This window comes from Citrobacter sp. CK181, from assembly GCF_030333595.1.
Taxonomy (GTDB): Bacteria; Pseudomonadota; Gammaproteobacteria; order Enterobacterales; family Enterobacteriaceae; genus Citrobacter_B; species Citrobacter_B koseri.
The window spans coordinates 341092-355935 of the sequence record NZ_JAOWFN010000015.1 but is presented as its reverse complement, the minus strand read 5'-3'; the positions used below and the strand labels follow the sequence as shown (position 1 = coordinate 355935).

Annotated in this window: 16 protein-coding genes and 1 tRNA gene; 6 read left to right on the top strand and 11 right to left on the bottom strand. The window is 53.9% G+C overall.

Translation table 11 applies throughout. From position 1 onward, the window contains the following. The first annotated feature begins 40 nt into the window (after nt 1-40). Nucleotides 41-535, top strand: coding sequence for a helix-turn-helix transcriptional regulator (locus OGW17_RS18975; protein ID WP_123907424.1), 495 nt, complete (start codon nt 41-43; stop codon nt 533-535). 135 nt (nt 536-670) lie between these two features. Here the strand turns inward: OGW17_RS18975 and OGW17_RS18970 are convergent. Further along, nucleotides 671-746: transfer RNA gene (locus OGW17_RS18970), tRNA-Phe, on the bottom strand. A gap of 105 nt (nt 747-851) precedes the next feature. Further along, on the bottom strand, nt 852-1559 hold the full coding sequence (locus OGW17_RS18965; protein WP_012135082.1) for a DUF554 domain-containing protein: 708 nt from the start codon (nt 1557-1559) through the stop codon (nt 852-854). Nucleotides 1560-1986: 427 nt separating this feature from the next. Here OGW17_RS18965 and OGW17_RS18960 point away from each other — a divergent pair, with 427 nt between their 5' ends. Continuing rightward, nucleotides 1987-4122, top strand: coding sequence for an ornithine decarboxylase (locus OGW17_RS18960; protein WP_071257861.1), 2136 nt, complete (start codon nt 1987-1989; stop codon nt 4120-4122). Nucleotides 4123-4194: 72 nt separating this feature from the next. On the opposite strand, the gene OGW17_RS18955 is transcribed toward OGW17_RS18960, so the two are convergent. The 4 genes from OGW17_RS18955 to mutY all read right to left on the bottom strand — a co-directional run bounded on the left by OGW17_RS18955 (nt 4195) and on the right by mutY (nt 8199). Next, complete coding sequence (locus OGW17_RS18955; RefSeq protein WP_049010794.1) at nt 4195-5451, bottom strand: nucleoside permease; 1257 nt, start codon at nt 5449-5451, stop codon at nt 4195-4197. Nucleotides 5452-5662: 211 nt separating this feature from the next. Then, the gene (mltC, locus tag OGW17_RS18950; RefSeq protein ID WP_065422798.1) at nt 5663-6745 is read right to left on the bottom strand and encodes a membrane-bound lytic murein transglycosylase MltC; all 1083 of its coding nucleotides are present in this window, start codon (nt 6743-6745) and stop codon (nt 5663-5665) included. A gap of 97 nt (nt 6746-6842) precedes the next feature. Beyond that, nucleotides 6843-7118: an oxidative damage protection protein gene (locus tag OGW17_RS18945; RefSeq protein ID WP_012135077.1), complete on the bottom strand. Its 276-nt coding sequence runs from the start codon at nt 7116-7118 to the stop codon at nt 6843-6845. 28 nt (nt 7119-7146) lie between these two features. Further along, complete coding sequence (gene mutY / locus OGW17_RS18940; protein ID WP_071257998.1) at nt 7147-8199, bottom strand: A/G-specific adenine glycosylase; 1053 nt, start codon at nt 8197-8199, stop codon at nt 7147-7149. A 161-nt stretch (nt 8200-8360) separates the two neighbouring features. Between mutY and trmB the strand changes: the two genes are divergently transcribed. From trmB to ansB, 4 genes are all read left to right on the top strand, one after another. Next, on the top strand, nt 8361-9080 hold the full coding sequence (trmB, locus tag OGW17_RS18935; protein ID WP_024130937.1) for a tRNA (guanosine(46)-N7)-methyltransferase TrmB: 720 nt from the start codon (nt 8361-8363) through the stop codon (nt 9078-9080). Then, nucleotides 9080-9406, top strand: coding sequence for a YggL family protein (locus OGW17_RS18930; RefSeq protein ID WP_012135074.1), 327 nt, complete (start codon nt 9080-9082; stop codon nt 9404-9406). Before trmB ends, OGW17_RS18930 begins: the two co-directional genes overlap by 1 nt. A gap of 52 nt (nt 9407-9458) precedes the next feature. Next, a complete protein-coding gene (locus OGW17_RS18925) occupies nt 9459-10178 on the top strand; it encodes a YggN family protein (RefSeq protein ID WP_012135073.1) in 720 nt (239 codons plus the stop codon). A gap of 182 nt (nt 10179-10360) precedes the next feature. After that, nucleotides 10361-11407: an L-asparaginase 2 gene (gene ansB / locus OGW17_RS18920; RefSeq protein ID WP_049010789.1), complete on the top strand. Its 1047-nt coding sequence runs from the start codon at nt 10361-10363 to the stop codon at nt 11405-11407. 118 nt (nt 11408-11525) lie between these two features. On the opposite strand, the gene hemW is transcribed toward ansB, so the two are convergent. From hemW to OGW17_RS18895, 5 genes are read right to left on the bottom strand one after another with little or no spacing between them, the layout of a single operon-like run. Then, on the bottom strand, nt 11526-12662 hold the full coding sequence (gene hemW, locus OGW17_RS18915; RefSeq protein WP_071257862.1) for a radical SAM family heme chaperone HemW: 1137 nt from the start codon (nt 12660-12662) through the stop codon (nt 11526-11528). Beyond that, nucleotides 12655-13248 (bottom strand): XTP/dITP diphosphatase, encoded by a 594-nt coding sequence (locus OGW17_RS18910; RefSeq protein ID WP_012135070.1) that lies wholly within the window; start codon nt 13246-13248, stop codon nt 12655-12657. Before OGW17_RS18910 ends, hemW begins: the two co-directional genes overlap by 8 nt. Nucleotides 13249-13255: 7 nt before the next feature. After that, nucleotides 13256-13546 (bottom strand): DUF167 family protein YggU, encoded by a 291-nt coding sequence (yggU, locus tag OGW17_RS18905; protein WP_012135069.1) that lies wholly within the window; start codon nt 13544-13546, stop codon nt 13256-13258. Further along, nucleotides 13543-14109 carry a YggT family protein gene (locus OGW17_RS18900; protein WP_012135068.1) on the bottom strand — a complete coding sequence of 189 codons (567 nt, stop codon included), beginning with the start codon at nt 14107-14109 and terminating at the stop codon, nt 13543-13545. The genes yggU and OGW17_RS18900 overlap by 4 nt, the downstream gene beginning before the upstream one ends. A gap of 18 nt (nt 14110-14127) precedes the next feature. Next, nucleotides 14128-14832, bottom strand: coding sequence for a YggS family pyridoxal phosphate-dependent enzyme (locus OGW17_RS18895; protein WP_049010785.1), 705 nt, complete (start codon nt 14830-14832; stop codon nt 14128-14130). Nucleotides 14833-14844: the final 12 nt, after the last annotated feature.

Below are 14844 nucleotides of genomic sequence, written 5' to 3'. Positions count from 1 at the left end.
AGGCCCCATAGGGGGCCTTCAGCCTATAGGTTTTTTCAATATGATAACAACGCCATTAGATCAATTCGCGCTGTCAGGCTTAAATGAACTGGTTAAATCCATTATTCCTGCAACAGAACAAAGAAGAATGTTATTTGTGCAAGATATTGATTTGATCACTGCATGTTACTGCCGACAGTTATCTGATGATGTTGTGATTATACCACTTAGTTCGTGGGGAATATCTTCCTGCGGAACTATATCGTTGCAGGATAATACTTCAGATATTCGTGAGGCGTTAAAATGTACGCTACAAAGAAAATCTGATGAAACATGTCGATACTGCCAGCTCATCAGTGAATTAACATTAAGGGAGCTCGGTATCATTCGGTTGATGAAATATTCTGACAGCATGCCAGGAGTTCGTCTAATGACAAGAATAAGCAGAAAAACGGTATATACCCATCAATCGAATATTAGAAAAAAGGCAGGTTTCAAAACAAGGAGCCAGTTTCTGGCATGGTGCAAAGCTGTCTCCGGGTCGCTAACAATTTGAATCGACCAATGCAAACGCTGTTGTCGCTGTCAGAGGCAACGGCGGTGTTCATGTGAACATGGGGAAGACAGTTATGAGCCAAAGGAAGAGGAATAGCAAAAACGGACCTCCGTGGAGGTCCGTTGATATGAATTTTGGTGCCCGGACTCGGAATCGAACCAAGGACACGGGGATTTTCAATCCCCTGCTCTACCGACTGAGCTATCCGGGCAACGGGGCGCATTAAAACCGATTCGCTTCGTTTCGTCAACGAAATTTCTTCAAATCCATGCAGACTGCACAATCTATCACCAGATTGTTGGTATTGCACGCATTTTCAGGCAAAAAACGCGGTCCACGCGGCGGAAAGCGGCATCGCCAGGAGCAGGGCGGGGAGCATATTGACCACCGCAAACATCTTGATTCCGCAAATACGTAGACCGGTCGCCAGCAGCAGTAATCCGCCTACGGCACTGAAATCTGCCATCATCGCCGGGGTGGTGAGCGGTAAAATTAAGGCCGCGCAGGTGGCGAGCAATAGCTGGATAACCAACATGGGGGCGGAAATAACGGCGACGGCGACTCCCAGCGAGCAGGCGAAGATCATGGCCGTGAAGAAATCGAGAAACGATTTTGCGATGAGAATGCTCGGGTCGCCGGTCATGCCTTCATGCATCGCGCCGAAAATGCCGGTTCCGCTGGCGCAAAAAAGAACAATAATGGCGACATAGTTCTGAATAAAGGTGTCGTGGACGGCTTTCTTCCCCGGTTTTTTAATCAGTTGCTGCGCTTTCGTCACCGCCGTGTTGATGCCTTTTTCCAGGTAACAAAACTCGCCGATAAGCGCGCCGATGATTGTCGCCAGAACCATCACCGGAAGGTTGGCGCATTTTATGACCAGTAAAATACCGATCCCCAGCGATGCCAGCCCGAAAATAGAGGTCATTGAGACACGAATCCGTTCCGGTAAACGCTGGCTGAGAAGCGCGCCAAGCACGCCTCCAGCTAAAACGGCGCTGGCGTTAATAAAAGGCCCGATTACCACAGTCGCTCCTGCTATTTGTTTTATCTGATTGCATTATTATGCCCCGAATATCACGCATTATGCGCGTTTGTCGATGGCGCGTATGTCCGGGATTTGATCTTGCGCCCCCAGGGGAAAGGTGCCATGATTGCGCGAATTTTCTCCTGTTTGTACGGGGCTGCCTGGGATGACCATATTACCCTTACATCGCCTTCAACTTCGCCTTTCTGCGCGACGATTGCCCCTTTCTTTGATCTCCCTTCATTCTCTCACCATGCGGTGAGGGCAGCGCACGCTCACTGCGGGACAACAGTAAGATCAGAGGCTGTCTGCTTTTACTGATGTCTGGCGGTCGGAGCTGGTGACCAGTTTGACCCAACATTTCGTGGGGCAGGGTAATGTTACCTTGCCCGGGACTTCTATTCTCCCGAAACGGGTTTTTGCGCTTATGAAATCAATGAATATTGCCGCCAGTGGGGAACTGGTCTCTCGCTTGTCTACCCACCGCCATGTGGTGGCGCTGGATGGCACTGACTTTACTGATGTCGCGGCAGTCGTCATTACCGTTGCGGACAGTCGCAGCGGCATCCTGGCATTGCTTAAACGCACCGGTTTTCATTTGCCGGTGTTTATTCTCTCTGACGATCATGTTGATACGCCTGCCGGTGTTGAGGCGGTGATAAGCGGCAACGCGCAGGACTGGCTGGAACTGGAGTCGGCCGCCTGCCGTTATGAAGAGAATCTGCTGCCGCCGTTTTATGACACGCTGACCCAGTATGTCGATATGGGTAACAGCACCTTTGCCTGCCCGGGCCATCAGCACGGTGAGTTTTTCAGAAAGCACCCGGCCGGTCGGCATTTTTATGACTTCTTCGGCGAAAACCTCTTTCGGGCGGATATGTGCAACGCCGACGTAAAGCTGGGGGATCTGCTCATTCATGAGGGATCGGCCAAGCATGCGCAGAAGTTTGCGGCGAAAGTCTTTCATGCGGATAAAACGTATTTCGTGCTGAATGGCACCTCGGCGGCGAATAAAGTTGTGACCAACGCGCTGCTGACGCGCGGCGATCTGGTGCTGTTCGATCGTAACAACCATAAATCAAACCACCACGGGGCGTTGATTCAGGCGGGCGCCACGCCGGTCTATCTCGAAGCCGCGCGCAACCCGTTTGGTTTTATCGGTGGCATTGATGAGCACTGTTTCGACGAGGCATACCTGCGTGAGCAGATCCGTGAGGTCGCCCCGCAGAAAGCCGATCGGCCGCGCCCGTTTCGTCTGGCCGTCATTCAACTGGGGACGTATGACGGCACGATCTACAACGCCCGTCAGGTTATCGACAAAATCGGCAGTCTGTGTGATTACATCCTGTTTGACTCCGCCTGGGTCGGGTATGAGCAATTTATTCCGATGATGGCGGACGGTTCGCCGCTGCTGCTGGAGCTGAACGAAAACGATCCGGGGATTTTTGTTACGCAGTCGGTACACAAGCAGCAGGCTGGTTTCTCGCAAACCTCGCAGATTCACAAAAAGGACAACCACATTCGCGGTCAGGCGCGTTTTTGCCCGCACAAGCGCCTGAACAACGCCTTTATGCTGCATGCTTCCACCAGTCCGTTCTACCCGTTGTTTGCTGCGCTGGATGTCAATGCCAAAATCCATGAAGGGGAGAGCGGTCGCCGCCTGTGGGCAGAGTGCGTGGCGCTGGGCATTGAGGCGCGCAAGGCGATACTCGCCCGCTGCAAACTGCTTCAGCCATTCATTCCGCCGCTTGTGGACGGTAAACCGTGGCAGGATCATCCAACGGCACTGATTGCCAGCGATCGACGCTTCTTCAGCTTTGAACCCGGGGCGAAATGGCATGGCTTTGCAGGCTATGCGGAGGATCAGTATTTTGTCGATCCGTGCAAACTGCTGCTGACCACGCCGGGCATTGATGCTGAAACCGGGCGCTATACCGACTTTGGTATCCCGGCCACTATTCTGGCGCACTATCTGCGTGAGAACGGCATCGTACCGGAAAAATGCGATCTCAACTCGATTTTGTTCCTGCTGACGCCTGCCGAAAGCGAAGCCAAAATGGCGCAACTGGTGGCGATGCTGGCCCAGTTCGAACAACATATCGAAGACGACACGCCGCTGGCGGATGTGCTGCCGACCATCTTTAACAAATATCCGGTACGTTACCGCGACTACACCCTGCGCCAGTTATGCCAGGAGATGCACGATCTGTACGTCAGTTTTGATGTGAAAGATCTGCAAAAAGCGATGTTCCGCAAAGAGAGCCTGCCTGCGGTGGCGATGAATCCGCAGGATGCCAATAGCGCTTTTATTCGCGGCGATGTTGAGTTAGTGCGTATTCGTGACGCTGAAGGGCGTATCGCGGCAGAAGGCGCGCTGCCATATCCTCCGGGCGTGCTGTGCGTCGTGCCGGGCGAAGTGTGGGGTGGGGCGGTACAGCGCTACTTCCTGGCGCTGGAAGAGGGCGTCAATTTGCTACCCGGCTTCTCGCCTGAGTTGCAGGGAGTTTACAGCGAAACCGATGCCGATGGGATTAAACGACTGTATGGCTATGTGCTGAAATAAGTTCGCGTTATCCGGCCTACGGGGCGACTCCCTTGTAGGCCGGATAAGCATTAGCGCCATCCGGCGTAAAGATTAATGCGCGATAGTCTGCGCGCCTGCCGGAACGCGAACGTGTTTGTATTTAAACAGTGCCACGAACGCAAAGGCCAGAACCAGAGAGTAGCCTGCGAAAATCAGCCACACGGTCTGCCAGTCGGTAATGCCGTTCAGGGTGTAGTGTTCCACCACTTTACCGCTCACGACGCCGCCAAGGATACAACCGAAGCCGTTAGTCATCATCAGGAACATGCCCTGCGCACTGGCGCGGATTTCAGGGCGTACCTCTTTTTCCACAAACACCGAACCGGAGATGTTGAAGAAGTCGAAGGCGCAGCCGTAAACAATCATCGACAGAACCAGCAGCACGGTACCGAACGGCGTTGGGTCGCCATAAGCGAACAGGCCAAAGCGCAGCATCCAGGCCACGATACTGATCAGCATGACGTTCTTAATACCGTAGCGGCTTAAGAAGAACGGAATGGTCAGGATGAACAGCGTCTCGGAAATTTGCGAAATCGACATCATGACCGAGGCATGCTGCACGATAAAACTGCTGGCGAACAGCGGATCTTTATCAAAGCTGTGCAGGAAGGTGTTACCGAACATATTGGTAATTTGCAGCTCGGCGCCCAGCATCATGGAGAAGATAAAGAAAATCGCCATGCGTTTGTTTTTGAACAGCGCGAAAGCATCCAGCCCCAGCATTGAAGTCCAGCTCTGGTTCTTCTGCTGTCTGGCAACCGGAATGTGCGGCAGCGTAAGCGTAAACAGTACCAGAATGACGGAAAGCGCCGCGCCGATGTACAACTGCATATGGCTCAGTTCAAAGCCAGAGAAGCTTACGCCCCACATCGCCATAATAAAGCCGATGGTGCCCCAGATACGAATAGGCGGGAAGTCGGTGACGATGTCCATCCCTGCGGATTGCAGGCGGTAGTAGGAGATGGTGTTGATCAACCCTAACGTTGGCATATAGGCCAGCGAGTTAAGCAAGATCACAAAGAACATGGCGCCTGGCGTGGTCACTTCGGCAGCCATGAACAATGTTGCAGCGCCAACGACGTGGCAAATGGCGTATACCCATTTCGCACTCAACCATTTGTCGGCCACAATCCCTAACAGCGTGGGCATAAAGACGGCGGCAATCCCCAGCGAGCTATACACAGCACCGATGGATGCACCGTCGAATTTAAGGGTGACAAACATATATGAGCCGAGGGTGGTAAGCCAGCTTCCCCACAGGCAGAACTGCAGAAAGGAGAGGACTTTCAGCTGCAGCTTAAGATTCATGTTAATTTCCTCACACCATATAGCGGATGGATGTTTTAAAAGGCACATTTGCCGTTGCAATATGATGTGATTCTATCAATGAGGAAAGGGTATTTTTTGTTACCTGTGACAAATATTTGCAAACAATTTCTAATTGCAAAGCAAAAGAGTGATGGGGTTAACACTTTTCGGCCTTCCCGCCCCAGTGCGATCGGGGGCGGGAACGACGAGATTACTTCCGACGGTAGGATTTCTGGGTGGCATTGACCTTATACAGATAGCGACGCGATTCCGCAGAAGGATGCCGCGTGGTTAATGTCTGGTACACATCGCCCGGAGACATACTGTTGATAATGTTTGCCGCCTGAACCTTATCGTTAGAGAAAACGCGCAGCACGCTGCCTGCACCGCCGTTATAGGCGGTGATCACCGCGTAACGACGCGATGTTGGATTATCAATGCCGCCTAAATAGACATTGTTGAGCATCGCCAGATAAGCGGTGCCGGTATCAATGTTGCTGGCAGGATCGAACAGGAAACTGCGGCCTGGCGTGCCCGATTTCCCCTGTGAACGGAATACGTCTTTCCCGGCGGTGTGCTGTACTACCTGCATCAGCCCCAGCGCGTCGGAACGGCTGACCGCATACGGGTTGAAAGAGGACTCGGTTTGCATAATCGCCAGAATCAGCGACTCATCGACGCCGTATTTGCGTGAGGCCTGGCGAACCATGCCAACATATTTATGCGCACGTTTATCCAGGTGGTTCGGCACCAGATTGATCGTCACGCTGTAGATGATGCGCAGACCATTACTGCGACTCTTAAGACGCGTTTTCAGCAGATAGTCAGCGAAGTTGGTTGCGCGTCCCTCCCAGCGAATGGGTTGCCCGGTATTATCGACCACCTGACCATACAGGAACGGCTCTCTGGAGATCTGAATATCATCGACGTCGGAGTAGAGGTCGACCGAACCGGGATCGTCGCCCATTAACAGCGTCTTGATGATCGCGCGACGCAGGTGCGCGGCGGGCTCTGTTCCGGCAATGGTTTCGACGGTGATGGTACCGTCGTCAAAGTTGATGTGGCTGCGGGTCTGATACTGGTCAGTGTACTTCACGTAGTCCTTCGGACCCGCGATCAACACTTCCTTGAACCCCCACAGATTCTCAATGTTATGGGCAAACTGCCCCATCAGAATATCAAAACCGTTGGTATCCTTGACCCAGGCTTCGTTATAGGTATCGCCTTTTTTGGTCGAACTGGAGCAGGAGATGAGCAACGGCGCAACAAGAGCAAGCGCGAAAAATTTTTTCATCATTCCGGGAGTGCGTGTTGTGTTTGTTGTTGTATCGTTTTGCCGGATGGCGGTGCAAGCACCTTATCCGGCCTACGAGATTGCCAGCAAGAGATGCTTATTTTTTCTCTTCCGGCGTATAGCCTTCAATATGCACGTCTTTCCCTTCAAACAGGAAGTTGATCATCTCCTGCTCCAGCAGTTTGCGGTGCTCGACGTTCATCATGTTGAGTTTCTTTTCGTTGATCAGCATGGTTTGCTTATGCTGCCACTGCGCCCACGCTTCTTTAGAGATCTCGTTGTAGATGCGTTTCCCCAGTTCGCCCGGGTACAGCTGAAAATCTTGGCCTTCCGCTTCACGTTGCAGGAAAGTACAAAAAATGGTTCTGCTCATAAAAAATCCTCTTTATCGACCGGGGTGCTCAAACCGGCGCGCCGGTACGTAACTGCTGTAACAAACGCTCCACGGGGGCCGCCAGTCCGACCGACGGCGGTTGCGCTAAGTTATACCAGAGCGCGTTGCCTTCATCCATGCACTCGGTGAATGAAGACACGGGAAGCCACATAGGCACAATATCTAAGTGGAAATGGCTAAACGTGTGGCGAAAAGCATTAAGTTGACTGAGATTATCGGCCTGAATATGCCGTTGCGCCAGCCACTGACGCAAGCCATCTTCATCCTCAAACTGAGGAAAACAGTATAATCCGCCCCATAAGCCGCTCGGCGGACGCTGCGCCAGAAACACGTCGTCATTATGCTGCAACAGCAAAAAATAGCCTGTACGCTCCGGCAGCGTCTGTTTTGGCTTCTTGCCGGGGTACAGCGACCAGCTCTCGTTCGCGGCGGCAACGCAGCCATTCTGGAGCGGGCACAGCGAACATTTCGGCCTGGAGCGCGTACACACCATAGCGCCTAAATCCATCATCGCCTGGTTAAAACGCGCCACGCCGTTGGCAGGCGTAACCTGCTCGCTCAGATCCCACAGCCGTTTCTCAACCTCTTTTTTCCCCGGCCAGCCGCTGACAGCATAGCAGCGTGCCAGCACGCGTTTAACATTGCCGTCGAGAATCGGAAAATGTTTATCCAAAGAGAGCGAGAGAACCGCGCCGGCGGTGGAGCGGCCTACGCCGGGCAGGGCGGCGACCTCGTCGAACGTTTCCGGGAACCGGCCGCCGTGCAGCGTCGCCACCTGTTGCGCCGCCTTATGCAGATTGCGCGCGCGGGCGTAGTAGCCGAGGCCCGTCCACAAATGCAGAACCTCATCCAGCGGCGCGTTGGCTAAATCCGTCACCGTTGGAAAGTGCGACATAAAACGTTCGAAATAGGGGATAACTGTCGCAACCTGCGTCTGTTGCAACATCACTTCCGAGAGCCATACTTTGTAGGGCGTCTTGTCAATTTGCCAGGGCAGGGTTTTCCGCCCGTATTTATCGTACCAGCCCAAAACCTGAGCCGAAAATTGAGACGCTTGCATGGTCACCGCTTTAAAATTGCTGGGGGCAAGATTGCAGCACAGAGGCAACGAGGTGTAAACCGGAACTTTCCTGTGATCACTCTCTTCCTTTACTTGCATCCGGCAACTAACTTTGGATAATGCCCGTTTTCGGAACTCAATCACAAGCAGACTTAACTTTTATGAAGAACGACGTCATTTCACCGGAATTTGATGAAAACGGCCGCCCGTTGCGCCGAATTCGTAGCTTTGTTCGTCGCCAGGGGCGACTGACGAAAGGGCAGGAACACGCGCTGGAAAACTACTGGCCGGTGATGGGCGTTGAATTCAGCGAAGAACCGGTGGATTTCGCCACGCTGTTTGGCCGCGACGCGCCGGTTACGCTTGAGATTGGTTTTGGTATGGGCGCCTCGCTGGTCGCGATGGCGAAAGCCCGCCCGGAACAAAATTTCCTCGGTATTGAAGTGCATTCGCCTGGCGTTGGCGCATGTCTGGCGTCTGCGCACGAAGAAGGCGTCGGGAACCTGCGTGTGATGTGTCATGACGCGGTTGAAGTGCTGCATAAAATGATTCCTGACAATTCTTTATCGATGGTTCAGCTCTTTTTCCCTGACCCGTGGCATAAAGCGCGTCATAATAAACGCCGTATCGTTCAGGTTCCGTTTGCCGAACTGGTGAAAAGCAAACTGAAGCTGGGCGGTGTGTTCCATATGGCGACCGACTGGGAAGCCTATGCGGAGCATATGCTGGAAGTGATGTCCTCCATCGACGGGTATAAAAACCTGTCAGAGAGTAACGATTATGTACCGCGCCCGGAATCGCGCCCGGTAACCAAATTTGAACAACGTGGTCATCGTCTTGGCCACGGCGTATGGGACTTAATGTTCGAGAGGGTGAAATAATGGCAAAGAACCGTAGTCGTCGTCTGCGTAAAAAAATGCATATCGACGAATTCCAGGAATTAGGGTTTTCGGTTGCATGGCGTTTCCCGGAAGGCACTTCTGAAGAGCAGGTTGATAAAATTGTCGATGACTTTATCAATGACGTTATTGAGCCAAATAAACTGGCGTTTGACGGCAGCGGTTATCTGTCCTGGGAAGGGCTGATCTGCATGCAGGAAATCGGCAAATGCACCGAAGAACATCAGGCGATTGTGCGTAAGTGGCTGGAAGAACACAAACTTGAAGACGTGCGCACCAGCGAACTTTTCGACGTTTGGTGGGACTAATAAAGCATACGGGGCCAGCATTTGCTGGCCCGATTTGTCTTGAGGGAAAGTTATGATGCGCAAAACGCTGCTGGCGGCAGTTCTTTCGTTGACGGCGATGGCCGCACACGCAGATTATCAATGCAGCGTCACTCCGCGTGACGATGTGATTCTCAGCCCGCAAACGGTTCAGGTAAAAGGCGAAAACGGCAACCTGGTGATCGCGCCGGACGGCAACGTGATGTTTAACGGCAAACAGTACACCCTTAGCGCCGCGCAGCGCGAACAGGCGAAAGATTACCAGGCGGAATTGCGCAGCGCGCTGCCGTGGATCGATGAGGGCGCCAGAAGCCGCGTCGAGAAAGGTCGCGTGGCGCTGGATAAAATCATCGCGCAGGAAGTGGGCGAAAGCAGCAATATGCGTGGTCGATTGACCAAACTTGATGCGCAACTGAAAGAGCAGATGAACCGCATCATTGAGCATCGTACTGACGGCCTGACCTTCCACTACAAGGCGATTGATCAGGTGCGCGCCGACGGCCAGCAGCTGGTGAATCAGGCGATGGGCGGCATTTTGCAGGACAGCATTAACGAAATGGGCGCGAAAGCGGTGCTCAAAGGCGGCGGTAATCCGTTGCAGGGCGTGCTGGGTAGCCTCGGCGGTCTGCAAACGTCGATTCAGAACGAATGGAAGAATCAGGAAAAAGACTTCCAGCAGTTCGGCAAAGATGTGTGCAGTCGCGTTGTGACGCTGGAAGACAGCCGCAAAGCGCTGGTGAGCAGCCTGAAATAAAACTCTTGTCTATGGCACAGCGCCTGCTGTGCCGTTTTATGTTGTCATACCCCGCCGTTTTGATATCCATCTCTAAAAACCACAAACGTAAAAAGATATTTATCTGGTTAATTGGAAGACGTCACATTATTCATCTTCGACATTGGGATAATGCGTCAAATTCACGTAACTGGAGAAATAACATGGAGTTTTTCAGGAAAACGGTACTCGCCGCTCTGGTAATGGGTTGCAGCGGCGCGGCGCTGGCTTTGCCGAATGTTACTATTCTGGCGACCGGGGGAACCATTGCTGGTGGCGGTGACTCCGCGACAAAATCAAATTATACGGCGGGTAAAGTTGGCGTCGAAAGCCTGGTGGACGCGGTGCCTCAGTTAAAGGATATCGCAGTTGTAAAAGGTGAGCAGGTCGTCAATATCGGTTCGCAGGATATGAACGATGAAGTCTGGTTAACGCTGGCGAAGAAAATCAATACCGACTGCGATAACACCGACGGCTTCGTGATCACCCACGGTACCGATACGATGGAAGAGACGGCTTATTTCCTCGACCTGACCGTCAAGTGTAATAAACCGGTAGTGCTGGTCGGGGCGATGCGTCCGTCCACGTCAATGAGCGCCGACGGCCCGTTCAACCTCTATAACGCCGTGGTCACTGCGGCGGATAAAGCGTCCGCGAATCGCGGCGTACTGGTGGTGATGAACGACACTGTGCTGGACGGCCGTGACGTCACCAAGACTAATACCACCGATGTCGCCACCTTCAAGTCTGTGAATTACGGGCCGCTGGGCTACATTCACAACGGTAAAATCGATTATCAGCGTACGCCAGCGCGCAAGCACACCACTTCCACGCCGTTTGACGTTTCTAAGCTGACTGAGCTGCCGAAAGTCGGGATTATTTATAACTACGCGAATGCGTCCGATCTGCCGGCGAAAGCGCTGGTGGATGCGGGGTACGAAGGGATTGTGAGCGCGGGCGTGGGTAACGGCAACCTGTACAAAACGGTTTTCGATACGCTGGCGACTGCTGCGCATAAAGGCACGGTTGTCGTGCGTTCTTCTCGTGTACCGACTGGCGCCACCACGCAGGATGCTGAAGTCGATGACGCGAAATACGGGTTTGTCGCTTCCGGTTCGTTGAACCCGCAAAAAGCGCGCGTGCTGTTGCAACTGGCGCTGACGCAAACCAAAGATCCGCAACAGATCCAGACGATGTTTAATCAGTATTAATCGGTGAAGGTGGCTGCGCTTATCGCCCTAACCCTGTAGGCCTGATAAGCGCAGCGCCATCAGGCAATTTGCCGGATGGCGGCTCAAGGCCTTATCCGGCCTACATTTTCACCCGCCATCACTCCGCCAGAAACAGCTCCAGAAGGGAGTTTAAAAACAGCTTGCCGTGTTGGGTAATCTGCCAGTGCTGCTCGCATTCGGTGAGATACCCCTGGGTGATGGCCTCGTCGAGCTGCTCACGAATTACCGCTTCGGCAAGCCCGGTATACTGCGTAAACTCCGCCCGGGGAGCCGCTTCCAGTAACCGAAAACGGTTCATAAAGAACTCAAACGGCTTGTCGGCCTGTTCGACATCACGCTGGCTTTCCAGATAGCGCCCCTGCATATAACCGCGCGGGTGACGCGTTTTAGTGGTCCGCAGGATGCGCCCGTCCGGGAAGGTCACTTTACCGTGCGCGCCGCAGCCAATTCCGAGATAATCGCCAAAGCGCCAGTAGTTCAGATTGTGCTGACACTGATAACCCGGCCTGGCATACGCGGAGGTTTCGTACTGCTGATAACCTGCCGCCGTCAGCAACTGGTGGCCTTGCTCGAAGATATCCCACAGTGCGTCATCGTCTGGCAATACCGGCGGGCGTGAGCCGAACAGCGTGTTAGGTTCGATAGTCAACTGATACCACGACAGATGCGGCGGATTGAGCGCGATAGCCTGGCGCAGGTCGCCCAGCGCCTCTTCCAGCGTTTGATCCGGCAGGCCGTGCATCAGGTCCAGGTTGAAGCTGCGCAGCCCCAGACTGCTCGCCAGATTCGCTGCCCGCTTCGCCTCTTCCGGGCCGTGAATGCGCCCGAGGCGTTTTAGCTTCGGTTCACTAAAACTCTGCACGCCGATGGAGATACGGTTTACCCCGGCGCGTTGGTAATCAACGAAACGGTCGGCCTCTACCGTCCCCGGATTCGCCTCCATCGTGATTTCTGCATCCGCCGCCAGCGGCAGGCGCGCCCGCACGCCGTCCAGCAGCGTTTGCATTGCCGGGCCTGAGAGCAGGCTCGGCGTACCGCCGCCAATAAAAATGGTCTTTACTTCGCGTCCCTGCGCATATGCCACGTTGGTATCGAGATCGCTCAGCAGGTGCTGAACATAATCATCGTGCGGCACTTCGCCTTTCAGCGCATGCGAGTTGAAATCGCAGTACGGGCATTTCTGCACGCACCACGGGATGTGAATATAAAGACTCAGCGGCGGCAGCTTAACCATTGCGTAAGGCGTCCAGCAGCAGCTTCAGCGCCTGCCCACGGTGGGAGATCGCGCTTTTTTCTTCACGGGTTAACTCGGCTGCCGTTTTACCTTCCGACGGAACAAAGAAAATAGGGTCATAGCCGAAACCGCCATTGCCCGCCGCTTCGCGGGTAATCATTCCTGGCCAGCTTCCGTGGCACACCAGCGGCGTCGGGTCTTCTGCATGGCGCATGTAGACCAGCACGCAGTGGAAGCGCGCCTGGCGCTTCTCATCCGGCACCTCCCGCAGGGTATGCAGCAGTTTTTCCAGATTACGCTGGTCGGTGGCGTCTTCGCCGGAATAACGGGCGGAGTAAATACCCGGCGCGCCGCCCAGCGCATCAACGGCCAGGCCGGAGTCGTCGGCAATGGCGGGCAGACCGGTAGCTTTTGCGGCATGACGTGCTTTCAGGATCGCATTTTCGATGAACGTCAGACCGGTCTCTTCGGCTGAATCAACGCCCAGTTCGGTTTGCGCGATGACATCAAGCCCAAAATCGCTCAACAGTGAGGCGAGCTCACGCACTTTACCGGCATTGCCGGTAGCGAGGACAACTTTTTGCATAGGATACCTAATCAGTTAACGCCGCGATTTCTGGCGGGATCTGTTGCGGATGAATGATTTTAACCTGTTTGTGGCGGCCCAGTTCGCCCTTTTCAATGACGACCTGGCTTTTCGCCACGCGGAATTGTTTGCCAAGAAACTTCACCAGATGGCTGTTGGCCTGGCCATCAACCGGCGGGGCGGTAATGGCGACTTTCACTTCGTCGCCATGTAAACCCACAATACTGTCACGGCTGGCTTTCGGCTGAATATAGAGCCGTAAAATCAGACCGTCAGCGCAGGGGGTAACGGCACTCATAGCGCCATCCACAGCCCCGGCAGCAGCATATTGCCCGTCGCCTGTAAGACTTCAGCGATGCCCATGTTGATAACATACAGCAGCAGAACCAGGATCATCGGCGAGAAGTCGATGCCGCCCATCGAAGGGAGCAGACGGCGAATCGGGCGCAGCAAAGGGTCCGCCAGTTGAAGCAGAACGTATTCAATCGGGCTTCGGCCCTGGCTCACCCAGCTCATGATCGCCATCACCAGCAGTACCCAGAAAATCAGCAGGCCGATGGTTTTCAGGACGATAAGTATGGCGGCGATCCAGATAATCGGCTGGAACGTCACGACCATGAAAAGCACTATCGCTTTGATAAAGCTCAGAATAAATGCCAACAGCATGGAGGCGCTATCAATCGGCCCCATTGGCGGAATAATACGACGCAGCGGCCCGATAATGGGTTGAGTCGCTTTCACCACAAACTGTGAGAAAGGGTTGTAAAAATCACAGCGAGCCCACTGCATCCATACGCGCAACAATAGCACCATGGTATACAGTTCAATTACCGTTGAGAGCAGGAAGGTCAACGTCTTCATGGCGTTCCTCAGTTTTCCTTAATTTTTTGTGTAATCACGCGCACCAAAAATAGCGGTGCCGATGCGCACCATCGTGCTACCTGCCGCAATTGCGGCGTCCATATCATCCGACATACCCAGAGAAAGGGTATCAACGCCAGGATAGCGCGTTTTCAGCCCGGCAAATGCTACAGCCATTTGGCGTGCAACTTCAAACTGCCTTACATAATCTGACTCAGGGGCGGGGATCGCCATCAGTCCGCGCAGCCTGATACCGGGAAGCTCAACCACGCTTGCCGCCAGAGCGTCCAGTTCCGTAAGCGGAATCCCGGACTTGCTGTTCTCATCGCTGATATTAATTTGAATCAGCACGTTCAGCGGCGGCAGACCTGCCGGGCGCTGTTCGCTCAGGCGGGCGGCGATACGCAGACGATCGATCGTATGGCACCAGTCAAAATGCTCTGCCACCAGACGACTTTTGTTGGACTGCAAGGGGCCAATAAAGTGCCATTGCAGCCCTTCGACGCCGCTTTCTTTGAAGTGGCGAATTTTCTCTACCCCTTCCTGAACATAGTTTTCGCCAAACGCCCGCTGCCCGACCGCGATGGCTTCTGCGATGGCGCTCGCAGGCTTGGTTTTACTCACTGCAAGCAGCGTAACTTCTTCTGAAGACCGCCCGCAACGCGTCGCGGCGGCTGAGATTTTGTCCCGGACATGTGCCAGGTTATGCGCGATATCGTTCATTTTCCGAGGATG